This is a genomic window from Methylobacterium litchii, from assembly GCF_038442315.1.
GTDB lineage: Bacteria > Pseudomonadota > Alphaproteobacteria > Rhizobiales > Beijerinckiaceae > Methylobacterium > Methylobacterium litchii.
Map to the genome: position 1 here is coordinate 195,759 of NZ_JBBXMY010000002.1, position 21,476 is coordinate 217,234.

Annotated in this window: 20 protein-coding genes and 1 tRNA gene; 13 read left to right on the top strand and 8 right to left on the bottom strand. The window is 69.1% G+C overall.

The window, feature by feature from the left end; genetic code table 11:
• Positions 1-38: 38 nt before the first annotated feature.
• The 3 genes from AAHF99_RS06075 (at position 39) to AAHF99_RS06085 (ending at position 3,793) form a co-directional block, all read left to right on the top strand.
• The gene (locus AAHF99_RS06075) at positions 39-1,523 is read left to right on the top strand and encodes a SulP family inorganic anion transporter (RefSeq protein ID WP_342163176.1); all 1,485 of its coding nucleotides are present in this window, start codon (positions 39-41) and stop codon (positions 1,521-1,523) included.
• Between the two features lie 248 nt (positions 1,524-1,771).
• Positions 1,772-2,974, top strand: a complete 1,203-nt coding sequence (nhaA, locus tag AAHF99_RS06080) for a Na+/H+ antiporter NhaA (protein WP_342163177.1) — start codon at positions 1,772-1,774, stop codon at positions 2,972-2,974.
• 48 nt (positions 2,975-3,022) lie between these two features.
• Positions 3,023-3,793, top strand: coding sequence for a potassium channel family protein (locus AAHF99_RS06085; protein ID WP_342163178.1), 771 nt, complete (start codon positions 3,023-3,025; stop codon positions 3,791-3,793).
• A 197-nt stretch (positions 3,794-3,990) separates the two neighbouring features.
• On the opposite strand, the gene AAHF99_RS06090 is transcribed toward AAHF99_RS06085, so the two are convergent.
• Together AAHF99_RS06090 and AAHF99_RS06095 are read right to left on the bottom strand one after the other, a co-directional pair.
• Positions 3,991-4,887, bottom strand: a complete 897-nt coding sequence (locus AAHF99_RS06090) for a DNA adenine methylase (RefSeq protein ID WP_342163179.1) — start codon at positions 4,885-4,887, stop codon at positions 3,991-3,993.
• A complete protein-coding gene (locus tag AAHF99_RS06095; RefSeq protein WP_342163180.1) occupies positions 4,884-5,516 on the bottom strand; it encodes a hypothetical protein in 633 nt (210 codons plus the stop codon). The genes AAHF99_RS06090 and AAHF99_RS06095 overlap by 4 nt, the downstream gene beginning before the upstream one ends.
• Positions 5,517-5,808: 292 nt before the next feature.
• On the opposite strand from AAHF99_RS06095, the gene AAHF99_RS06100 reads away from it, so the two are divergent.
• From AAHF99_RS06100 to AAHF99_RS06130, 7 genes are all read left to right on the top strand, one after another.
• Complete coding sequence (locus AAHF99_RS06100; protein ID WP_342163181.1) at positions 5,809-6,309, top strand: hypothetical protein; 501 nt, start codon at positions 5,809-5,811, stop codon at positions 6,307-6,309.
• Positions 6,306-6,518 carry a helix-turn-helix domain-containing protein gene (locus AAHF99_RS06105; RefSeq protein WP_342163182.1) on the top strand — a complete coding sequence of 71 codons (213 nt, stop codon included), beginning with the start codon at positions 6,306-6,308 and terminating at the stop codon, positions 6,516-6,518. Before AAHF99_RS06100 ends, AAHF99_RS06105 begins: the two co-directional genes overlap by 4 nt.
• Positions 6,515-6,682: a hypothetical protein gene (locus AAHF99_RS06110; protein ID WP_342163183.1), complete on the top strand. Its 168-nt coding sequence runs from the start codon at positions 6,515-6,517 to the stop codon at positions 6,680-6,682. Before AAHF99_RS06105 ends, AAHF99_RS06110 begins: the two co-directional genes overlap by 4 nt.
• 10 nt (positions 6,683-6,692) lie before the next feature.
• A complete protein-coding gene (locus AAHF99_RS06115; protein ID WP_342163185.1) occupies positions 6,693-7,541 on the top strand; it encodes a hypothetical protein in 849 nt (282 codons plus the stop codon).
• Between the two features lie 247 nt (positions 7,542-7,788).
• Positions 7,789-8,046, top strand: a complete 258-nt coding sequence (locus AAHF99_RS06120; protein WP_342163186.1) for a hypothetical protein — start codon at positions 7,789-7,791, stop codon at positions 8,044-8,046.
• Positions 8,043-9,080, top strand: coding sequence for a hypothetical protein (locus AAHF99_RS06125; RefSeq protein ID WP_342163187.1), 1,038 nt, complete (start codon positions 8,043-8,045; stop codon positions 9,078-9,080). The genes AAHF99_RS06120 and AAHF99_RS06125 overlap by 4 nt, the downstream gene beginning before the upstream one ends.
• A 466-nt stretch (positions 9,081-9,546) precedes the next feature.
• Positions 9,547-10,851 carry a site-specific integrase gene (locus AAHF99_RS06130; RefSeq protein WP_342163188.1) on the top strand — a complete coding sequence of 435 codons (1,305 nt, stop codon included), beginning with the start codon at positions 9,547-9,549 and terminating at the stop codon, positions 10,849-10,851.
• Here the strand turns inward: AAHF99_RS06130 and AAHF99_RS06135 are convergent.
• From AAHF99_RS06135 to AAHF99_RS06145, 3 genes are all read right to left on the bottom strand, one after another.
• Positions 10,848-12,119 carry a hypothetical protein gene (locus AAHF99_RS06135; RefSeq protein ID WP_342163189.1) on the bottom strand — a complete coding sequence of 424 codons (1,272 nt, stop codon included), beginning with the start codon at positions 12,117-12,119 and terminating at the stop codon, positions 10,848-10,850. The genes AAHF99_RS06130 and AAHF99_RS06135 overlap by 4 nt on opposite strands.
• A gap of 154 nt (positions 12,120-12,273) precedes the next feature.
• A tRNA-Pro gene (locus tag AAHF99_RS06140) sits at positions 12,274-12,350 on the bottom strand.
• 78 nt (positions 12,351-12,428) lie between these two features.
• Entirely contained in the window at positions 12,429-13,133 is a 705-nt protein-coding gene (locus AAHF99_RS06145) for a 4'-phosphopantetheinyl transferase family protein (RefSeq protein ID WP_342163190.1), read from the bottom strand.
• 47 nt (positions 13,134-13,180) lie between these two features.
• On the opposite strand from AAHF99_RS06145, the gene ligA reads away from it, so the two are divergent.
• Positions 13,181-15,601, top strand: coding sequence for an NAD-dependent DNA ligase LigA (ligA, locus tag AAHF99_RS06150; RefSeq protein WP_342163191.1), 2,421 nt, complete (start codon positions 13,181-13,183; stop codon positions 15,599-15,601).
• Positions 15,602-15,617: 16 nt separating this feature from the next.
• Positions 15,618-16,472, top strand: coding sequence for a 3'-5' exonuclease (locus tag AAHF99_RS06155; RefSeq protein ID WP_342163193.1), 855 nt, complete (start codon positions 15,618-15,620; stop codon positions 16,470-16,472).
• Positions 16,473-16,476: 4 nt separating this feature from the next.
• On the opposite strand, the gene AAHF99_RS06160 is transcribed toward AAHF99_RS06155, so the two are convergent.
• Positions 16,477-18,675 (bottom strand): 3-hydroxyacyl-CoA dehydrogenase NAD-binding domain-containing protein, encoded by a 2,199-nt coding sequence (locus tag AAHF99_RS06160; protein WP_342163194.1) that lies wholly within the window; start codon positions 18,673-18,675, stop codon positions 16,477-16,479.
• A gap of 116 nt (positions 18,676-18,791) precedes the next feature.
• Between AAHF99_RS06160 and AAHF99_RS06165 the strand changes: the two genes are divergently transcribed.
• Positions 18,792-19,571, top strand: coding sequence for an EAL domain-containing protein (locus AAHF99_RS06165; RefSeq protein WP_342163195.1), 780 nt, complete (start codon positions 18,792-18,794; stop codon positions 19,569-19,571).
• Between the two features lie 43 nt (positions 19,572-19,614).
• On the opposite strand, the gene AAHF99_RS06170 is transcribed toward AAHF99_RS06165, so the two are convergent.
• Both AAHF99_RS06170 and AAHF99_RS06175 read right to left on the bottom strand, forming a co-directional pair.
• On the bottom strand, positions 19,615-20,115 hold the full coding sequence (locus tag AAHF99_RS06170; RefSeq protein ID WP_342163196.1) for a DUF2059 domain-containing protein: 501 nt from the start codon (positions 20,113-20,115) through the stop codon (positions 19,615-19,617).
• Positions 20,116-20,229: 114 nt separating this feature from the next.
• Positions 20,230-21,438, bottom strand: a complete 1,209-nt coding sequence (locus tag AAHF99_RS06175; protein WP_342163197.1) for an acetyl-CoA C-acetyltransferase — start codon at positions 21,436-21,438, stop codon at positions 20,230-20,232.
• Positions 21,439-21,476: the final 38 nt, after the last annotated feature.

The window sequence follows — 21,476 nt, forward strand, 5'->3', positions numbered from 1 at the left end:
ACCGAATGCGCCTGGGACAAGGAAAGCCTTTCACAAAAATGGATCTCGTCCACCTACGGAGCGAGTGGGCTCCGAACGTCACGCGCGAGTTGCTGGCGGGCGCCGTCGTGGCCCTCGCCCTCATTCCCGAGGCCATCGCCTTCTCCATCATCGCCGGCGTCGACCCCAAGGTCGGCCTCTACGCCTCCTTCTGCATCGCCGTCGTCACCGCCTTCGCCGGCGGCCGTCCCGCCATGATCTCCGCCGCGACCGGCGCCATGGCGCTCCTGATGGTCGGCCTCGTCAAGGACCACGGCGTCGGCTACCTCTTTGCCGCCACCATCCTCACCGGCCTCCTGCAGATCGCGGCCGGCGCGCTCCGGCTCGGCAACCTCATGCGGTTCGTCTCGCGCTCGGTCGTGACAGGGTTCGTCAACGCCCTGGCCATCCTGATCTTCCTGGCGCAGATGCCGGAGCTCCTCGGGCAGGGCACGACGGTCTACCTGATGACCGTGGCCGGCCTCGGCATCATCTACGGCCTGCCGTACCTCACCAAGGCGGTGCCATCGCCGCTTGTCACCATCGTCCTGCTGACCGGGGTCTCGATGTACCTCGGCCTCGGTATCCACAAGGTCGGCGACATGGGCGCGCTGCCCAGCGAACTGCCCTGGGTGGCCCTGCCGCAGGTGCCGTTCACCTGGGAGACCCTGCGCATCATCCTACCGGTGTCGCTGACCCTGACCATGGTCGGCCTGCTGGAGAGCCTGATGACCGCGGCCATCGTCGACGAGATGACCGACACCACCTCGAACAAGAACCGCGAATGCGCCGGTCAGGGCGTCGCCAACATCGCCTCCGGCTTCCTCGGCGGCATGGCCGGCTGCGCCATGATCGGTCAGTCGGTGATCAACGTCTCCTCCGGCGGCCGGGGGCGGCTCTCGACCCTGTTCTCCGGCGTGTTCCTGCTGTTCCTGATCGTGGTGCTCGGCCCGTACGTGGCCCAGATTCCGATGGCGGCGCTGGTCGCGGTCATGATCATGGTCTCGATCAACACCTTCCAGTGGAAGTCCTTCCGCACGCTGGTGACCCATCCTAAGTCGTCGAGCTTCGTCATGCTCGGCACCGTCGTGGTCGTCGTGGCCACGCACGACCTCGCCAAGGGCGTGCTCTTTGGGGTGATCCTCAGCGGCCTGTTCTTCGCCCACAAGGTCACCAAGTTCTTCGGCGTCGCGTCCTCGCGCCACGAGGGCCGTGCGGTTCGCACCTACAAGGTGACCGGCCAGATCTTCTTCGCCACGGCGGAAGCGTTCCACTCCGCCTTCGACTTCCGCGAGGAGGATCTCCGGGGCGTCGTGCTCGACCTCACGGCCGCGCACTTCTGGGACATCACCAGCGTCAACGCGCTCGACCGGGTCGTGCTCAAGTTCCGGCACCACGGCATTTCGGTCGACGTCATCGGCATGAACGAGGCCACGGCCACGATGGTCGAAAGGCTCGGCACCCATGACAAGCCGGGGGCCGCGCTGGCCGCACCCGGACACTGAACCAGGAAGAGGCATGGGCGCAGGCGGAGACCCGCGCCCATGCCGCCCGCCCCGAAGCCGCCAAGGCGGGACCGCCGCCCATCCTACGACACGCCGCCGGGTTCCGGCGCAGCTGTCCTGGGGATACAGGGAGGGACGGGTTGTCCCTGTCCGGCTTCGCTGCGATAGCTCGCGCAGGGTGCGCGGTCCTCAGGTCGGACCGGCAGGACGAGCGCTGGTCGGGCCGCCAGCGCCGGAGACCCGTGCCCGTGTCGTCGCCCTCGCACATCGTTCCGCGGCCTCGCCGCCGTCCCCTTTCGGCCCTGCGCAACGTCCTGACCGGCGACGCCGGCGGCGGCCTCGTCCTAATGGCGAGCGCCGCGCTCGCCCTGGTGATCGCCAATTCGCCGCTGGCCGACACCTACTTCGCCGCGCTTAAGGCCTACGTCGGCCCGCTCTCGGTGCTGCACTGGATCAACGACGCCCTGATGGCGGTGTTCTTCCTGCTCGTCGGACTGGAGATCAAGCGCGAGGTGCTCGACGGGCGCCTGCGCACCTGGCCCGACCGCGTCCTGCCGGGACTGGCCGCGGTTGGCGGCATGGCGGCCCCGGCCCTCGTCTACGCCGCCGTGAACTGGAACTCGCCCGAGACCCTGCGCGGCTGGGCGATCCCGGCCGCCACCGACATCGCCTTCGCGCTCGGCGTGGTGGCGCTGCTCGGCTCGCGCGTACCGGTTTCCCTCAAGGTGTTCCTGACGGCGCTCGCCATCATCGACGACCTCGGCGCCGTCCTCATCATCGCGGCGTTCTACACCGCCGACCTGTCGCTTCCGATGCTCGGCGGCGCGGCGGTCACGCTCGCGGTCCTCTACGGGATGAACAAGGCCGGCGTCGCCCGCCTCTGGCCCTACCTGCTGCTCGGCACGGTGCTGTGGGTGTTCGTGCTCAAGTCGGGCGTCCATGCGACCATCGCCGGCGTGCTGCTGGCGCTGACGGTCCCGCTCCGTCTCAGCGTCGGCAAGCCGGACGATCCGACCTCGCCGCTCCACATCCTGGAGCACGCGGTCCATCCCTGGTCGGCCTATCTCATCCTGCCCGTCTTCGGCTTCGCCAACGCGGGCGTGTCGCTCGCCGGGATCACGCCGCGCATGTTGCTCGACCCGGTGACGCTCGGCGTGGCGCTCGGCCTGTTCGTCGGCAAGCAGGTCGGCGTGTTCGGCCTCGTCCTTGCCGCGGTGAGGCTCGGGCTGGCGCAGCGCCCGGCCCACGCGACCTGGGCGCAGGTCTACGGCGTCTCGCTCCTCTGCGGCGTCGGCTTCACCATGAGCCTGTTCATCGGCCTGCTTGCCTTCGTGAACGCCCCGGAGCTTGAGGCCGAGACCAAGGTCGGCGTGCTGATTGGCTCGCTGGCGTGCATGGCCGCCGGGGCGCTGGTGCTGCGGCTCGCCCCGGCCCATCCGTCCCGGCGCTGAGTCGGCATACGCGGGACTCCAACCTTCACCGCTCTCGCCTAGACCCCGATGACACCACCCAAAGCGACGCTGCGCGAACTTTACGAGGGCGACACGCGGAGGGCCTACCGCTTCCGCTACGCCCTGTTGGTGTTCGACGTGGCGACCATCGCCTTCGTCGTCGTCACCTCCTTCCTGCCGCTGTCGCCGTGGATCGTCGCCTGCGACCTCGCGGTGGGCGCCTGCGTCCTGGCCGACTTCGCCGCCCGCCTGCTCGTCAGCCGCTCGCCGCTGCGCGAGTTCCGGCACCTGAGCACCTGGACGGACCTTGTGGCGGTGGCCTCGTTCCTCGCGCCCGTCGTCGTCGAGGGCGTCGGCTTCCTTCGCATCCTACGGACGCTGCGCCTGCTGCGCACCTATCACCTGCTGGAACGGCTGCGGCAGGACAGCGACCTGTTCCTCCGCAACGAGGACGCAATCCTGGCCGCCACGAACCTAGTGGTGTTCGTGTTCGTCATGACGGGCATCGTCTACGCCACCCAGCACGGCGGCAACCCGGCGATCCGCACGCCCGTCGACGCCCTGTACTTCACGGTGACGTCGCTCACGACGACCGGCTACGGCGACATCACCCTGCCCGGGACGATGGGCCGGTTGCTGTCCGTCTTCGTGATGATCTGCGGCGTGACGCTGTTCTTCCGTCTCGCGCAAGTGGTGTTCCGCCCCTACAAGGTGCGCTTCCCCTGCACCACCTGCGGGCTGCAGCGCCACGAGCCGGACGCCATACATTGCAAGGCCTGCGGCACCATTTTGAACATCCCCGACGAAGGGGCTTATTGACGGCCGGAACTTGATGTCGGGACACGGTGGCGGTGCCAATCCCATAAGTTGGGGCCGACCGTCCGGACCACCGTCGGCACCTCTCAGCAGCGTTCGTTCGCCAGTGCCATGCTACCACCGACATGTTGTGATTGGTAATTTTTGCGTACGGCTGCTTGCGAACAGTCGCAGACCATCGTTCGCCCGAAGTAGGCCGCTCAGAACAGCGGCACCTGCGCCGCGTCCACCGCCCGCTTCCGCCCCGTGGGGTGACGGGGCCGGACGATCATGTCCGTGTCCGCCGCCCTGACGGCAGCCGGCGACAGCCACAGGACTTCCTTCCGCCACTGGCGTGCGTGGTCCGTAACTTCCTTCGTCACCCTCTGCCAGCCGGCCAGGGCCTCGTCGTAGAGCGGGCAGGCATACCCCGACAGCACCACCATCCCCCGCAGGCTCAGAAGGCAGTCGAGGAGCTCGGCGTGATCGGCGTCATCGAGCTCGTGGGCGTACCCCTTGCGCGCCTCCGACCGCGTGGCGTGGACATAGGGCGGGTCGACGTAGTGGAGCGCCTCGGGCCGGTCGTGCCTGCGCATCGTCTCGACGGCGGGGCCGCGCTCGATGACGACGCCGCGCAGCCGGTTATGGATCGCGGGGATGGCATCCGGGTAACTGGTCCAGTCGACGCTCGCGACCCGGCGGACCTGCGCCGTGTAGCGGCGGTAACCCGTGCCCTGCGTCTCACCGCGGACGTCGGGGGAGACTTGCATAGCGTGGCGGACGACCATCCGGCGGGCTCGCTCGACGGGATCTACGTCGGGCCCGAGGCGCACCATAGCCAGCCGGAATTCGGCGTCGGAGTACAGCGTGAGCTCGCACGCCGCCCGGAGGCGGGCGGACAGGTCGGGGTCGCGCATGACGCGGTAGAGGCACAGGAGCTCGTCATCCATGTCGCCGAGGACCTCGATGGCAGACCGCGGCTTCCGCATCAGGACGGAGGCGCTGCCGCCGTACGGCTCGACGTAGAGCTCATGCGGGGGCACCTGCGACAGGATCCAGGGGGCCAGCCTCCACTTGGCGCCCAGCCACCGGACTATCGGGCGGGTCGGCTCGCTCACAGCGGGAGCTCCGGGGCGACGACGAACAGCCTCGCGGCCAGGGGTGCCGGCAGCTGCCGCCGGTGGACCCGGAGGATGCGGAGCGCGTGCGAGGCCTGCGACGGGGAGAACTCGGTCAGGGTGTCGAGGACGTGGCCCATGACCATCGTGGATTTGCCCCAGCCCTCGCCGTTGCGCTCGTGGGCCTCGTCGCTGTCGAGCCGGGTCAAGTAGGCGACCCCCTCCCGGGCAGCCGTCCGGATCGACGCATCGCCGGCACGGCCGAACTCGGGCTCGTACGGGACGGTGGCCGCCTGGAGGGCCCGGCGGATCGTGATCCGGGCCTTGCTGGTGAGCCCGTTTAGGTCCTTCGCCCGGTAGAACGAGAGGTCCTCGACCGCCAGCATGGCTTCGGCGCGCTCGATGATCCTCCGGCACGACCACGCCCAGCGCTCTGTCCGGAGGCTCTCCTGTGCCTTACGGCGAGCGTCGGCAATGTAGGGTGCCTGCCGCGCGCGCACCCGCTCGATTTCCGCCAGCCGGTGGCCCTCGCGAATGACAGCGATCTCCTCCGGCGTGGGGAACGGCTCCAGCATGCACTTCGGGATGAAGTTTGGGTCCATCGGCGGATGGGGCGGATATTCGGACATTGGGTTCCCTGGTTCGCGAATTTGAAAACCAATATGCGCGGCGCGCGACCCGCAGCAATTCATATTTCCTAAGCAAGCCGACCGCCGTCACAGATCTATTCCAACCACGATTTCAACAACAGGCCGTTGGTTAAACCGTTGTTGAAATCGTATCCGCCTGTTGTGAATGAGGGGCAGCCCTCCTGTCCTGGCGTCAAATCTGGAAAATATTTGCGGCGACGGTCATGAGGCCTTGCCAAATCGTTGAACGCGGCGAACATGTTCACAAATTCACGTATTCGGGAACGCCGCCGTGCGCCTCTGGCAGCAGCTAGACATCTTCAAGGACTGGACGCCGCCACCGCCTCAGGTGCCCCGGCCGCTCCCCCAGTACGCACGCCGCGACCTCGCCGAGAGGTCCATGGACCAGGCCCTGCACGAGCGGCCGGACCCGGTGAAAGTCTACCGGCAGAGCATCACGCACGGGTTCGACAGTTGCGCGGGGCGATGGTGGTGGTGCTCCCGGACCGATCTCGGCCGCCTCATCTCGCAGGGCCGCGCCATAATCGTCGGCAAGCGGTCGGCGAAGGCCCGCCGGAGCCTCACTGCCGAGCAGGAGGCCGACGTCGTCGCGACAGTCCAGGAGCTCGGGGGCGTCGCCTACGCCGCCAGCGCCCTATCCCTGAACGAGAGCATCATCCGCACCGTCCTCCGAGAAAAGGGCGTCGCCTACCCCAGGGCCTCCATACGCGCTGCCGACCGCGCCGCGGCCGCCGAACGCCTCGCCGCGTGGACCGCCAGGAGGGCAGCATGAGAGACCTCACCATCGACGACGTGCGCGCCGCCCTCAGCCAGGCCGTTCGCGACCACGGTTCGCAGAAGGCGTTCGCCGCGCTCGCCGGCATCAACCGGTCGCAGCTGTGCGAAGTCATGTCCGGGCGCCGCGAGCCCAGCGCGCGCATCCTTGCCGCCCTCGCCCTCGCGCGCGTCGAGCGATTCGTCAGCCTCCGGAGGGAGGCGTGACCGACGTCGAGGTTCGCGTCCGCGCCGCCCGGCTCGCGGACGCCCTCGGGGTGTCTGACCCCCGCGCCATCCGGGCAGCCCTCGCGGGCATCACCCCCCTTCAGGCCAACCGCGTCGTCAGGGCGGCCGCCGCCCTGAACGGCGGGCGCCTCAGGATCGGATGAGGAGAACCCCATGGCATGGCACCGGTACCGTCGCGAGCGCCGCGACTACAGTCACCTCGACGGCCTCAACCCCCGGTCGGCGTTCGACCAGGCCTACCAGCGCCGGACGTTCGGCCGTGACCTGCCGACGTGGCCGGCGCTGGTCAACGACACCCTCATCCGCCTGTTCGCCGGCGTCGAGACGCTGGACCGGTCGGGCGCCATCGCCGCGGTGGTCGCCGACCGGGCGGCGAAGGGGAAGCGCGGCCCGGGCACGCCCGGCACGTTCGACGGCGACGTCGCCGGCAACGCCATGGCGTGGGGCGTCCACCTCAGGCTCCTCGTCGCGACCGAGGGCGAGGACGGCACGACCTGGAGCATGCCGGACCGGCAGCCCTGGTACGAGGTCCAGGAGGGCGGCCGCCTCCGCCAGGTCCGGGGCATGACCGAGGCGGAGCAGGCCGAACAGGCCAGACGGGACGAGGCCCTCGCGCGCCGTCGCGCCACGCTCCAGGCCAAGGAAGCCGCCCGGGTCGGGCCGCTCGTCGAGGCGGAGCTCCACCGGATCCTGCGGCACGCCCCGGACTTCGTCATCCGCGAGGGCAACCCCCGTGGGGCGTACCCGGACAAGGACATCGCCCTGTTCCTGCCGAAGGTGACGGCGCCCGTCCCCCTCGTCGAGGTCCTGCCCATCGCGTTGGAGGCGCACCACGACATGGAGCCCCGGCAGCAGCGCCGGTGGCTCACGTGCCTTGAGGCGTGGGCGTGGGAGGTGCGCTACCAGGCCCAGCGGGCCAGGACGAAGGCCATCCAGGTCGAGGAGGCTGCCGCCCGGGCCGCCGTCGAGGCCATGGACGACGCCGCCCTGGAGGATCTGTGAGCGTCGCCCCCGCCGCATTTCCGGACGACTGGACCGGCGCGGCCCTCGCGACGCGCCGGTTCCCGAACCCCATCACGGCCGTGGAGGTGTCCCCCGCGGCCGACGCCCTGACCGTCCGGATGCGGGACGGGACGACGTGCGTCCTCCGTGCGCCCGACGTGGGCCCGCTGGCGCCGGGCGGCCGCGCACAGGACGCTATCCGGGACGCCATCGTGAAGGCCTGCCTTCAGCATCAGAGGACCGCAGCGTGACCGACATGGAGTTCATCGCCTTCGACGCGCCCTGGTGGGTCAGCGGGATGGCGAACCGGGCGGCCGCACCGGCATGGGTCGAGCACGACAACTTCGGTGGCGGCATCGGCATGCGCTTGGCCAGTGGGGCGGTAGTCCGGGTTTCCGAGGAGGCGATCCGCCGGGCCCGGGGGCCTCGCGAGAGCCTCGTGGATGCCGCCAAGCGCCTCGTGGTCAAGGCCGCCGCCAAGCATCAGCCGGGAGACGCAGCGTGAGCGAGGAGCAGCACATGGCGGGGCCGGCCGGCCCCGCCGGAACGGTCGACCACCTGGACGCCGGCCATGGCTGGACCCTCGTCCGCCTCATGACGAAACAGGCGTTCGTCCGCGAGAGCGCCCACATGGGCCACTGCCTCGGCGACGCGATGCACTACCACCTCGCTGGCGAGGAGGAGCTCACCGGCGATGCCATCTGGAGCCTGAGAGACCGGGACGGCGTGTCGTGGGCCACCCTGGAGGTCCTCGAAGGATACAAAGGCGACCCGGCGGGCGCCCGGCTCTCGAACGTCGTCATGGCCAAAGGCCCTGGCAACCGGACTGTCCGGCGCTCCGTCGCCCGGCGCCTCCAGCCCCTCGTCCTGGCGTTCCGCGCGGCCGGGCGCGAGCTCGACTTCTCCGGAGAGACCGAGCTCGTCATGGCCGACGACGGTCGCGTTATGCGCGAGGACCAGGCGCCGGCCGATGTCCGCGAGCAGTCCCGCGCCCGGCACGTCGCCCGCGTGGTCAAGCTCCAGAAGCCCCAGGGTGAGGCGCGGGTGCCTGTGCGGGGCGTGTCGCCCTCGGAGTACATCACCGCCATCCTTCGCCGGGAGTTCGTGTCCCTCGGGGTGGACAGCCAGGCCGTGTTCGTCGGGGTCGGCGCAGATCTCTTGTCGGGCGAGTGGCCCACCGTCCACATCGATGCGACGGTTTCGACTACGCCGCCCGAAACGGTTGACAGCCGCCAGGACGAGGTAGGGACGCTGCGCCTCCTGCCGTACCAGCAGGCGATCGTCGACGCGTTGGCGCCCGCGCCCCGGTCCGATCCGACGCCCTTCCTCAATGCCGTCGGCGCCGCCATGGGCCTCGACCGGCGGGAAGTTCGAGAGGTCTGGGAGCCCCCGCAGGAGCGCACGTTCACCATGGCGGCGAGGAGCCTGCGCGGCCGCCTCGGCGGTTCGCCCGGTTGCGGGGGCCAGTACGTGCTGGTGCCGTCGACCCCCATTAAGGACCTCCTCGCGCGCCGCCTTGGGATCGGCCCTCTCCGCTGAGCCCACTGCGGGGGAACTCGATTAACGCTGGCGGCGGATACTGATTGCCGCCGACCAAAGGTTCGCCGATTCTGTCCACGATGACCGCGACTTACACCCTCATCGTCTCCCCCGACATCTCCGAAGGCCTCGCCGATCTGGCGGAGCTCGCGGGCGAGGATGCGCCCCTGGACCTTGAGACGGCCCGTTGGGCGCCGGAGATCCAGGGGCCGGCCGGGTTGCCGGCGTACAGCGTCGCCGACCTGCGGGGGGCGATCCGCCGGGGAGAGCTTCGGGTGAACCGTCGCGGTCGTCTCATCGAATGCACGCGCAGGCAGCTGCGGGCATGGAGGGACGCGTGGCAGAACGGAAGCGACGGAAGGGACCCCGAAAGTTGGGGGTCGGGCGCCGGGGAGAGCCGTACCTATGGTACCGACCCGGGCGCGTCGGATCGGACGGCATTGAGCGCGGCGGCGTCTGGATCGTCATGCACCGCGGTGCCCAGGTCGCTAGCACTGACTGCGGCCTTGGCGAAAGCGAAGAGCGCGCGGCACTCGCGAAGCTAGAGGACTACAAGGCCTCGCTCGCCATCGCCGCGGTCGAGGCGGCCCCGCACGCCAAGGGGCGGCCCGCGCACGAGGTCACCCTCGCCGAGGTCCTCAGCCGCTACCTCGAAAGCAAGCGGGGCATCCCCGACCCGGCGACCGGCGAGCTCAAGGGCGGCGTCTCCCGCCACCACGAGCTCGCGCAGCGCGTCGTCGCCTTGCTGGAATGGTGGGGCGAGCGGACCCTGGCGGACGTCGACACCGTCTCCTGCGCCGCCTACGTCGCGTCGCGCGTCGGGCAGCCGTGGAAGACCCACTCCCGCCTCGGCACCGGCAAGGACGGCAAGCCCGCCCGCACCGGCTACTCGAAGCCCACGAAGGCGCGCGTCGTCACCGCCGGCGGGGCCCGGCGCGAGCTTGAGGACCTGCGCGCGGCGGTCAACGTCGCCATCGCCGACAACCTGACGCGCGACGCGGTCCGCGTGACGCTCCCGCCCAAGGGGCAGGAGCGCGACCGGTGGCTCACCCGCAACGAGGCCGCCCGCCTCCTCCTGCGCGCCTGGCGGAAGCGCGAGGTCCAGACGATCCGGTCCGGCCCCCGGAAGGGCGAGACCTACGTCATGCCCCGGCGGCCGGCGCGGCACCTGGCGAGGTTCATCCTGGTGGCGCTGCGGACCGGCACCCGGTCAGGCCCGGTGTGCGGCGCATCGTTCGTGCGCGAGATCGGCAAGCCGTGGATGGAGCTCAAGACGGAGACGTCGACGGAGGAGCGCGTCGAGACCCGGACCATCGACGGCGAGACATTCGAGCGCCGGGTGCAGGTCCCCGTCATCAAGCGCGTGGCGATCTTTCACCGGAAGGCGCTCGGGACGAAGGAGGCCGAGAACAAGAAGGCGCCGACCGTCCGCATGCCCGACAGCCTCGTCGCCCATCTGTGGCGCTGGCACCACGTTCTCGGCCACCGGCACGTCGTCGAGTTCGAAGGCCGGCCGGTGGGAAGCACGAAGAAGAGCTTCGCCAACCTCGTCCACGAAGAGGGCCTCGGCGACGACGTCGTCCGCCACAGCCTGCGGCATACCGCCGTCACGTGGGGCATGCAGGCCGGCGTCGATATCTGGGAGCTCGCCGGCTACGTCGGCATGACCGTCGAGATGATCGAGCGCCGGTACGGGCACCATTCGGCGACGCACATGGAGGGCGCGCGGGCGGCGCTGGGCGGTCGCGGCGGGCGGAAGAAGGCGGCCTAGACCTTTCGCACGTCCTGCTCCAGGAGGTCGATCTCCTCCTGGATGGCGCGTGCACAAATCCAGCGGAGCTTATTGAGCATGTTTGTCTCTGAGTTCGAGAGCCGATTTTTGCCGCTATGTACAATGTCCGAACGAACCTTGTAGAGCGCGCCGAAGTCGCTGAGTAGCTCCTCGCGCTGAGCTTGGCTCTTGCCAATTAGATAGGCGCAGCGATTGCTCAGGAGGGTGCCAATCCCAACTAGCTCCGTTACTGCCCTTTCACCTAGCAGGATCTCTAGTGCGACCATGCTTTGGAGAAATGCTAGGGTCTGGTTGCGGCTCGCATGGCTGTCGAAGAGCCACTGCGCGGCTCGGACGATCCGATCAGCCTTCTTTGGGTGAGTGAAGCACGTTCGAACCTTTGTGAAGGCCCATCCCATCATCTTCCCGAACGTCTTCAGGTCGTGAAATTCAACGCAAGCCATATTTGAGAACGCTGTGGCCAGCGTTCCTTCGGGTTCGACAGTTCCGTTATGACGCCAGCCGTCTCCTTGGTTGACGTGGACGTGGTACGTGAACCTTGGCGAAGCCAGGAACGTCGGCACCCGCCAATCATAACGAAAAACGTGTTGGGCGATCCCAATCCCAATGAAGGCGTGAAGGATGGCCGTGGCATCCCGCGCGGTCCCGGTTAGACCATAGCGGTCGACGTAACCCCGGCACCGCACTTGTAGATATACCCCTTCGGCATTCCATTCAGGCTGAACCAGAAGCCCGGAGAAGAATGCGCCGAGGCCAGTTCCAGGCGCGGCCGGCTCCGGGAGCGGATAGGCCCCCTCGGCCAATCCAGTACCAAGAACCAACTTCACGTCATCGGAGAGCGTGATCGACCCAAGCTGGTCGAGGAGCGGACCGACGCGCTCTGAGATTGCTTGAGGCAGGGGGAAAGTGAACGTGTAATCCCAGGGCAGCGTGTCGAACTCGGCGACGATCTCTCGGGAGATGGCGCTGGGGTCCGCGAAAGAGCTGAGCTCGGTAAGAGGTCGCTCTGCGGCCTCCGGATTATAGACCTCGCGGTCCGACAGTCGCCGCGAGATCCGATCCAGGACAAAATCGACGACCGGACCATCGTCTATCATCGCTACCAAGTCCCGGCGTTCGTCCTTCCGATTCGAAAGGGCTTTGTCGAGCGCCGTGAGACCAGCGACGGATGCATAGGAGAGGTACTGGTTGTTCTCGACCCGAAGTTTGGGGAGCTCGCTGGCGAGGATTTCGTCGAGGCGTTTCATGCAGGCAGGATGCAACTTGAGGGGCATCCTACCAGCATGCACGTACCTGATCCGTACGGAAGATGCGACCGAAGATCCGCTACCAATCTTTGGTCGGATGTTTGGTCGGGAAATTCCTCTGCGCCCCGGGAAGGCCTGTTGCAGAGGGGGAAACTGGTCGGAGTGGCAGGATTTGAACCTGCGACCCCCACGTCCCGAACGTGGTGCGCTACCAGACTGCGCTACACTCCGAAGGCCGGCGGGCGGTGAAGCGCGACCGGCGAGGCGGCTTATAGCTGTGGCCTCCCCAGGCCGCAAGCGCCTCCGCCATCATTTCGCATCGAACTTGTCCGCCCAGGCCGCGGGAAGGTCCCTCTGGCGGATCGCAACCCCCGCCGCCGTCACCGCGACGGTGGCGCATGCGCCGGGGCCAGGATCGAGCGTGGCCAGCGTCCATTGCGCGGTCCCTCCCGCGATCCGCAGCATCCGCGCCGGCTCCGGGGGAGCGGTGACGGAGAGCCCCGCCAGCGGCTGGGACAGGCCCGCGCCCAGGGCCTTCACCACCGCCTCCTTGCGCGTCCACAGGCCGAAGAAAGCGGCCTCGCGCCGGCTCGGCAGAAGAGCTTCGAGCGCCGCCGTCTCGTCGGGGGCGAAATGGCTGCGGGCGATGCGCAGGGCATCGGGCAGCGGCCGGCGGATCTCGACATCGACGCCGATCCTCGCCCCCCGGACCAGACCGATCAGCGCGATGTCGCCGGAATGGGAGAGGTTGACGTCGAGGTCCGTCCCGGCCGGCTCCGCCAGGAACGGGCGTCCGGTGGGTTCGGTGGCAAAGCGCAGGCGTTCGGGCGGCAGGCCGCATTCTCGGCCGACCACCACGCGCAGGGCCGCGTGGCTCGCGATGTAGCGAATGCGGTCGGCCTCACGCAGGAAGCGATCCGCCCGGGCCGTCTCGTCCGCGCTCAGCAGCGCGGCGCAGCGGGCGATCCGGCCCGGATCGAGGGCCAGCGCGGCGATGACGACATCGGCGATCACCGCATCCGCCCCTCTCCTCAGGGGCCATGATGCGCTAGAAGCCCGGCATGGCCGCCGCGCAGACCCAACCCGCCTCCATGACCGCCGACGAGGCCCGTGCGGAGCACGCCGACCTCTCGGAGCGCATCGCCGAGGCCGACCGCCTCTACCATCAGGAGGATGCGCCGGAAATCTCCGACGCGGATTACGACCGGCTCCGCCGTCGGCTGGAAACCATCGAGACCGCCTTTCCGGAACTCGCGGGAACGGGCGCGGCCAGCGTCTCGGTCGGCGCCAAGCCCTCCGAGAAATTCGCCAAGGTCCGGCACGCGGTGCCGATGCTCTCCCTGGGCAATGCCTTCGCCGACGAAGAGGTCGCGGAGTTCGTCGCCCGCGTGCGGCGCTTCTTGAATTGGCCCGAGGACAAGCCGCTCGCCTTCACCGCCGAGCCGAAGATCGACGGCCTGTCCCTCTCGCTCCGCTACGAAAAGGGCACCCTCGTCACGGCGGCGACGCGGGGGGACGGCGAGGTTGGCGAGAACGTTACCGCCAACGCGCTGACCGTGAACGACATCCCTCGCAAGCTGAAGGGCGGCGGCTGGCCGGAGGTCTGCGAGGTGCGGGGCGAGGTCTACCTGTCGCATGCGGATTTCGCGGCGATCAACGCCCGGCAGGAGGCGGCCGGGAAGCCGCTCTTCGCCAATCCACGCAACGCGGCGGCGGGGTCGCTGCGCCAGCTCGATCCGGCGGTCACAGCCTCCCGGCCGCTGCGCTTCTTCACCTATGCCTGGGGCGATGTCTCCGAATCCCTGGCCGACACGCAGACCGGCGTGCTCGAACGCTTCACGTCCTGGGGCCTGCCGGTGAACCCGCGCACGCGGACCTTCACCGACACGGAGGGCATGCTCGCCCATTACCGAGGCATCGCGGCCGAGCGCGCCGACCTCGGCTACGACATCGACGGCGTCGTCTACAAGGTGGACGACATCGCCCTGCAGAAGCGCCTGGGCTTCGTCTCGCGTTCGCCGCGCTGGGCGCTGGCGCACAAGTTCGCCGCCGAGGAGGCGACGACGGTGCTGGAGGAGATCGTCATCAATGTCGGCCGTACCGGCTCGCTTAATCCGCTGGCGAAGCTGAAGCCGGTGACGGTGGGCGGTGTGGTGGTGTCGAACGCCACGCTCCACAACGAGGGCTACGTGAAGGGCGTCGGCGCCGATGGCGAGCCGATCCGCGAGGGGCGCGACATCCGCGTCGGCGACACGGTGACGGTGGTCCGTGCGGGCGACGTCATCCCGAAGGTGATGGACGTCGATCTCACCAAGCGCCCGGCCGATTCGCAGCCCTTCACCTTCCCCGACCATTGCCCCGCCTGCGGCAGCCGGGCGGTGCGGGCGGTGAACCCGCGCACGGGCAAGCTCGACGCCGTCCGCCGCTGCACCGGCGGGCTGATCTGCCCCGCGCAGGGCGTCGAGCGGCTGAAGCACTTCGTCTCGCGCAACGGCTTCGACATCGAGGGCTTCGGCGAAACCTACATCGAGGTGCTGTTCGAGGCGGGGCTCGTGAAACAGCCCGCCGACCTGTTCCGGCTGGATTTCGACAAGCTGAAGGCGGCCGTAGAGGCGCGGCGCGAGGCACTGGCGGCCGAGCGGCGGGCCGGGGCCGAGCCGGTGAAGAAGGCGGCCAAGAAGAAGGGCGACGACGAGGACAAGGCGATCAAGAACCTGCTCGCCGGGGTCGAGGCGCGCCGTTCGCTGCCCCTCAACCGCTTCGTCTTCGCCCTGGGCATCCCGCAGATCGGCGAGGCCACCGCCAAGGCACTGGCCAAGCGCTTCGAGGATATGGACGCGCTGATCGCGGGGATCGAGGCTGCGGCCGAGGCGCAGGGCGGGCCGGACTGGATCGAGTTCACCTCCGTCCCGCGCATTGGCCCCACCACCCGCGACCGGCTGATGGAGGCGGGGCTACCCGCCGAAGGGGCCGAGCCGACGCCCGGCGAGCGGGTGCGGCTGACATCGAGCCAGCGCGAAAGTCTCATCACCCATTACGGCGACCTCGACGCAGCCCGTGTGGCGCTCGAACGGGCGGCGGGCCAGCGGCCGGGGGATGCCTACCGCGCCTTCGCCGACGATGGCGAGGTCGGCCCCGTGGCGACCGACGCGCTGATCCAGTTCTTCGCCGAGCCGCACAACGCGTCGGCGGTGCGGGAGCTTCTGAAGGAGGTCCGCACCGAGCCGATGGAGCGTGCGGGCACGGCCAGCGCCTTCGCCGGCAAGACCGTGGTCTTCACCGGCAGCCTCGAACAGATGACCCGCAACGAGGCCAAAGCCATCGCCGAGCGGCTTGGCGCCAAGGTGTCGGGGTCGGTCTCGGCCAAGACCGATCTAGTCGTGGCCGGGCCTGGCGCCGGCTCCAAGCTGAAGGATGCCGAGAAGCACAAGGTGAAGGTCGTCAGCGAGGCCGATTGGCTGGCCATGGTGGCGCAGGCGTAGGGCGGGGCATGGCGGCATGATCACCCTCGCCCTCGATTTCGAGACGGCCAACGAGCGGCGCGACAGCGCCTGCGCGGTCGGGCTCGCCTGGATCGACGGCGGCCGGATCGTCCGCCGGGAGAGCCACCTCATCCGCCCACCGGAGATGCGCTTCTCCCCCGGCAACATCCGCGTCCACGGCATCCTGCCCGCCGACGTGGCGAACCGGCCGGGCTTCGCGGAGGTGATGGCGCCGTTCCTCCCGGACCTCGCAGGCGGGGTCATCCTCGCCCACAACGCCACCTTCGACATCGGCGTCCTGCGCGCCGGGCTCGGACGGGCGGGCCTGCCCGTGCCGGATCTTGCCTATCTCTGCACGGTGCAGGTGGCCCGGCGGGTGTTCCCGGCGCCGGAGGGCTGCGGCCTCGGCAAGGTCGCCCGGCGGCTCGGCATCACCTTCGAGCACCACGATGCCGGCGAGGATGCCTATGCCTGCGCCCGGATCGCGCTCGCGGCCATGGAGGAGACCTCGGCCGGGGACGTGCACGGCCTTGCCGCCGCCATCGGCGTGCCGGTGACGGCGGTGCCGGGGGAATCGGCGCGCTTCGTGCCGGGCCTGGGGCCGATCAGTGGGCGGGCGATGCCGGCCGTCCCGCCGCCCGCCTCGGCCTCCCTGAGCTTCCTCGTGCGCGGCTCCACGGGCAACCGCTACACCGTGACCCTGGAGGAGCGCCGCAGTGGCGCCGTCCTGCGCTGCACCTGCACGGCGGGGCGCTTCGGGCAGCGGTGCCGGCATGTGAAGGCGCTGCAGGCCGGCGACATCACCGACCTGCTGTCCGACAACCACGCCGACCTCGCCACGCTCGCGTCGCGGCTGGCCGGCGCGGCGTGAGGCGTCAGGCCGCCTTCCGGGCTTCGCCGTAGAAGGTGCCGTCCCGCTCGGCCATGGCGGCGAGGCTGTCGGGCACGGCGAAGCGCGGGCCGTGGCGCGATTCCAGATCCCTCGCCAGGGCGACGAAGGCCGGCACGCCCATGAAGTCGATGTAGGAGAGCACGCCGCCCGTGAACGGCGCGAAGCCGAAACCGAGGATCGAGCCGACATCGGCCTCGCGCGGGTCGGTCACGACGCCCTCCCCTACCGTGCGGGCGGCTTCCAGCGCCTGGACCACGAGCAGGCGGTTCTTCAACTCCGTGAAATCGACCTGCTCCGGGTCGAGCCTCTGCGGCTGGAGATCGGTGAGGCCCGGCCACAGGCGCTTCGGCGCGCCCTCGGGGTAATCGTAGAAGCCCTTACGGTTCTTGCGGCCGAGCCGCCCCTCCCCCTCCACCATCCGGGTCAGGATCTCCCGCTGCGCCGGATCGACCGCCTCCGGCCCGACCTGCGCCTCCGTGGCCTTGGTGATCTTCAGGATCAGGTCGAGGGCGACCTCGTCGTTGAGGGAGAGCGGGCCGACCGGCATGCCCGCCTGCCGCCCGGCGCTCTCGATCATGGCCGGCGGGACGCCTTCGGCCAGCATCTTGTGGCCTTCGAGGATGTAGGCGCCGACGCAGCGGTTGGCGAAGAAGCCGCGCGAATCGTTGACGACGATGGGCGTCTTCTTGATCGCGCGGACGTAATCGAGGGCCACCGCCACGGCCCGGTCGCCCGTGGTGCCGCCCTTGATGATCTCGACCAGCATCATCTTCTCGACGGGCGAGAAGAAATGGATGCCGACGAACAGCTCCGGCCGCCGGGAATGGCGGGCCAGCCCGGTGATCGGCAGGGTCGAGGTGTTGGACGCGAACACCGTGTCCGGCCCGATCACGGCCTCGATCTTTCCGATCACCTCCGCCTTGATCGCCGGGTCCTCGAACACCGCCTCGATCACGAGGTCGCAGCCTTCGAGCGCCGCGTAATCCGCCGTGGCGGTGATGCGCGCGAGCAGGGCGTCGCGGTCGGCGGTCTTGGCGCGTCCCTTGTTGATCTGGCCGGTGATGAGGGCGTGAGCATGCGCCTTGCCCTTCTCGGCCGCCTCGATGCTCCGGTCGATCAGCACGGTCTCGAACCCGGCCTGGGCGGTCACGTAGGCGACGCCTGCGCCCATGAAGCCCGCGCCGACCACGCCGACCTTGCGCAGGCTGGCGGGCGGAACGTCCTTCGGACGGCGGGCACCTTTGTTCAGTTCACCCATGGAGAGGAACATGGTGCGGATCATCGCCGCCGCCTCCTTGGTGCGGAGGATGTGCGCGAAGTAGCGGCTCTCGACCTTAAGGGCGAGGTCCATGGGCAGTTGAAGGCCCTCGTAGACCGAATTCAGGATGGCCTTCGCGGCGGGGTAGTTGTCGTGCGTCTCGCGGCGGTAGATCGCGTTGGCGGCGGGCCAGACCTGCATGCCGGCCGGTGAATAGACCTTGCCGGAGGGGGCCTTGAACTTCGGCGCGTCCCAGGGCGCCACCGCCGAACCGCCATCGCGAATCCACGCCTTGGCCTGCGCGACGATGTCGGCGACCGGGGCGACGGCGTGGATGAGGCCCATGCCCTTCGCCATCGGCGCGCGGATCTGCTCGCCCTTGAACAGCATCTGCAGGGCGTCGCCCGTCTGCATCAGCCGCGCCACCCGCTGTGTGCCGCCGCCGCCGGGGAAGAGCCCGACCTTGATCTCCGGCAGGCCGACGCGGGTATGGGGCGCGTCCGACGCGATGCGGTAATGGCAGGCGAGCGACAGTTCGAAGGCCCCGCCAAGGCAGAGCCCGTGGATCGCCGCCGCGAAGGGCTTGCCGCAGGTCTCCAGCCGCCGGAACAGCAGTGTCAGTCGGCGCGATTCTTCGAAGAAGCGGCGCATCGCCGCCTTCTCGCCCTCCTCCGCGCGCAACTTCTCGTAGGCGGCGCGCAGGCCCTGGAGCATGGTGAGATCGGCGCCGCCGGAGAAGTTCTCCTTGCCTGTGGCAATCACGCACCCCTTGATCGCTGGGTCCGCAGCAACAGTCTCCACAATCGCCGAGAATTCCTCCATCACCGCTTCGGTGATGACGTTCATCGAACGGCCCGGCATGTCCCAGGTTGCGAGGGCAATCCCATCGGCATCTGCTTCGAAGCGAAAGTAATCTAGGTTCATTTCTGCGCTCCTGCGGCAGTATCGCAAAACGAATACATGACGGCCGGTCTTAATCGACTGGTGAGGGTTTCTTGCGCATTCTGGCGCGCGCTGGGGGGCAAAGTCAGGATCCGAGCATGATATCGACCCAAGGTTGCGCTGCCTGCCGAGATGGCGCTTCCCTCCCCTTCGCCTTCACGATGGCTTTCCAGCCGATCCTCGACCTCTCCACGGCGCGGGTCTGGGGCTACGAGGCGCTGGTGCGCGGCACGCAGGGCGAGCCGGCCGGGGCGATCCTCTCCCAGGTGAACGACGAGACCCGGTATCGTTTCGATCAGGCGGCGCGGGTGAAGGCCATCGAACTCGCCGGATCGCTCTTCCCGGTGGACGAGGACGTGCGCCTGTCCATCAACTTCATGCCGAACGCGGTCTACGAGCCGAATGCCTGCATCCGGGCGTCCCTCGAGGCGGCGAAGCGGGTCGGCTTTTCGTACCGCCGGATCATGTTCGAATTCACCGAGAACGAGCGGTTCCGGGACATCGACCATCTGAAGCGCATCGTCGCGGCCTACCGGAAGCAGGGCTTCATGACGGCGCTCGACGATTTCGGCGCGGGCTTCGCGGGCTTGAGCCTGCTGGCGAATTTCCAGCCGGACCTCATCAAGATCGACATGGACGTCCTGCGCGGCCTCGACGGCGATGATCGCCGCCGCAGCATCGTCGAGGGCATCGTGGGGATCGGCCGCGCGCTGGGCGTCGAAATCCTCGCGGAGGGCATCGAGACCGCCGCCGAACTCGACGCGGTGCGGTCGCTGGGCATCGATCTGGTCCAGGGCTACCATTTCGCCCGTCCCCTCATCGAGGCGCTGCCCATGGTGCCGGGCATGGCGCCGGAATCCGCCGCGCAGGCCGCGTGACGGTACGCCGGAGCCCGCCCGGTCGCCATGGCCCGGGCTCGTCTTATTTGGGCGCGGGCGTCGGAGCCGGCATCGGCACGGGCGGCGCGCCGGGCGGCTGATTGTCGGTCGCCGAGGCCACGGCCAGCATGTTCAGGAGCTTCGTCACGGAGTTCTGAGAGATCGCCGTCACCGAGGAGTTCGGGTCGGCATTCATGGTCTGGAACTTCTCGTAGACCGGGTCGGAGTAGATCTCATCGAGATGCTTCAGCTCGGCGAGGCTGAACTTCTGCGCGTATTCCTTCGACAGGCCCTCGACCATCAGGGCGCGCTGCTTCTCGAACTCCGCGTTCAGCTCCTTGCGCACCGAGTCGGCGCGGGCTTCCGGCATCGCCGCCGTGGTCTTTTCGAGCGCGACGTTGAAGCCGGTCTGCAGGTTCTTGATGAGGGTCTTGTTGACGAGCTTCGTCGCCTCGGCGACCCGGTCGCTCTGGTCGTCGGCACGGGCGGCGAGCGGCGCAGTGAGCGCGACGCCGAGGCAGAGGGTGGCGATCAGGCGATTCAAGTTCATTCCTCCCGTTTTCATGTCGGTTCCCGGCGGGCCGTTTAGCCGGCCGCCGTGGCACGGCGCCCGTTTCGGTCGAAAACGGAGCCGCCGCAAGTCCTTGTCCTGCTGCGTTCAGACGCGCTCGATGATCGTGGCGGTGCCCATGCCCGCGCCGATGCACAGGGTGATGAGGGCGCGCTCCTTGCCGGTGCGCTCCAGTTCGTCGAGGGCGGTGCCCAGGATCATCGCGCCCGTCGCGCCGAGCGGGTGGCCGAGGGCGATGGCGCCGCCGTTGACGTTCACCGCGTCGGGGTCGAGGTCGAACGCCTGACAGAACCGCAGCACCACGGCGGCGAAGGCCTCGTTCACCTCGATCAGGTCGATGTCGTCGAGGGTCAGGCCGGCCCGGTAGAGCACCTTCTCGGTGACATCGACCGGCCCGGTGAGCATGAGCGCCGGGTCCGAGCCGATATTGGCGAAGGCGCGGATGCGCGCGCGGGGCCGCAGGCCCGCCGCCTCCCCGGCCTCCTGCGAGCCGATCAGCACGGCCGCCGCCCCGTCCACGATGCCCGACGAATTGCCGGCGTGGTGGACGTGGTTCACGAACTCGACGTCCGGGTGCGCGTCGGTGGCGACCGCATCGAACCCGCCCATCTGCCCCATCTGCACGAAGGAGGGCTTGAGGGCGCCGAGCGACTGCATGTCGGTGCCGGGGCGCATATGCTCGTCCCGGTCCAGCAGGGTGATGCCGTTCACGTCGCGCACCGGCACGACGGAGCGGTCGAACAGCCCGTGCTCCCAGGATCGCGCGGCCAGCGCCTGTGAGCGCACGGCGTAGGCGTCGCATTCCTCGCGGCTGAAGCCGTACTTGGTGGCGATCAGGTCGGCCGAGATGCCCTGCGGCATGAAGTAGGATTTCACGGCGATGGCCGGGTCCACCGGCCAGGCGCCGCCGGATGCGCCGATCCCGATGCGGCTCATGGATTCGACGCCGCCGCCGACCGCCATGACGTGCTGGCCCGACATGACCTGCCCAGCGGCGACGTTCACCGCGTCGAGGCCGGAGGCGCAAAAGCGGTTGATCTGCATGCCGGGGACGTGGATCCCATAATCGGCCACCAGGGCGGCGGCGCGGGCGATGTCGCCTCCCGCCTCGCCGACCGGATCGACGCAACCGAGGATCACGTCGTCCACCAGCCGCGTGTCGAGGCCGTTGCGCTCCTTCAGGGCACGGAGCGCCGTCTCGGCGAGCCGCAGGGCCGTCACCTCATGGAGGGCGCCGTCCGCCTTGCCGCGCCCACGGGGCGTGCGGACATGGTCGTAGATGAAAGCTGTCGGCATCGGCGTACCCTCTCGCTCTCCCGGCCTTGCGGCGCTGC

Excerpts from the sequence above, each read along its gene's own strand:
- AAHF99_RS06075 (WP_342163176.1), top strand. The coding sequence starts at position 39 with ATGGATCTCGTCCACCTACGGAGCGAGTGGGCTCCGAACGTCACGCGC.
- AAHF99_RS06085 (WP_342163178.1), top strand. The coding sequence starts at position 3,023 with ATGACACCACCCAAAGCGACGCTGCGCGAACTTTACGAGGGCGACACG.
- AAHF99_RS06095 (WP_342163180.1), bottom strand. The coding sequence starts at position 5,516 with ATGTCCGAATATCCGCCCCATCCGCCGATGGACCCAAACTTCATCCCG.
- AAHF99_RS06105 (WP_342163182.1), top strand. The coding sequence starts at position 6,306 with ATGAGAGACCTCACCATCGACGACGTGCGCGCCGCCCTCAGCCAGGCC.
- AAHF99_RS06115 (WP_342163185.1), top strand. The coding sequence starts at position 6,693 with ATGGCATGGCACCGGTACCGTCGCGAGCGCCGCGACTACAGTCACCTC.
- AAHF99_RS06130 (WP_342163188.1), top strand. The coding sequence starts at position 9,547 with ATGCACCGCGGTGCCCAGGTCGCTAGCACTGACTGCGGCCTTGGCGAA.
- AAHF99_RS06135 (WP_342163189.1), bottom strand. The coding sequence starts at position 12,119 with ATGAAACGCCTCGACGAAATCCTCGCCAGCGAGCTCCCCAAACTTCGG.
- ligA (WP_342163191.1), top strand. The coding sequence starts at position 13,181 with ATGGCCGCCGCGCAGACCCAACCCGCCTCCATGACCGCCGACGAGGCC.
- AAHF99_RS06155 (WP_342163193.1), top strand. The coding sequence starts at position 15,618 with ATGATCACCCTCGCCCTCGATTTCGAGACGGCCAACGAGCGGCGCGAC.
- AAHF99_RS06160 (WP_342163194.1), bottom strand. The coding sequence starts at position 18,675 with ATGAACCTAGATTACTTTCGCTTCGAAGCAGATGCCGATGGGATTGCC.
- AAHF99_RS06165 (WP_342163195.1), top strand. The coding sequence starts at position 18,792 with ATGATATCGACCCAAGGTTGCGCTGCCTGCCGAGATGGCGCTTCCCTC.
- AAHF99_RS06175 (WP_342163197.1), bottom strand. The coding sequence starts at position 21,438 with ATGCCGACAGCTTTCATCTACGACCATGTCCGCACGCCCCGTGGGCGC.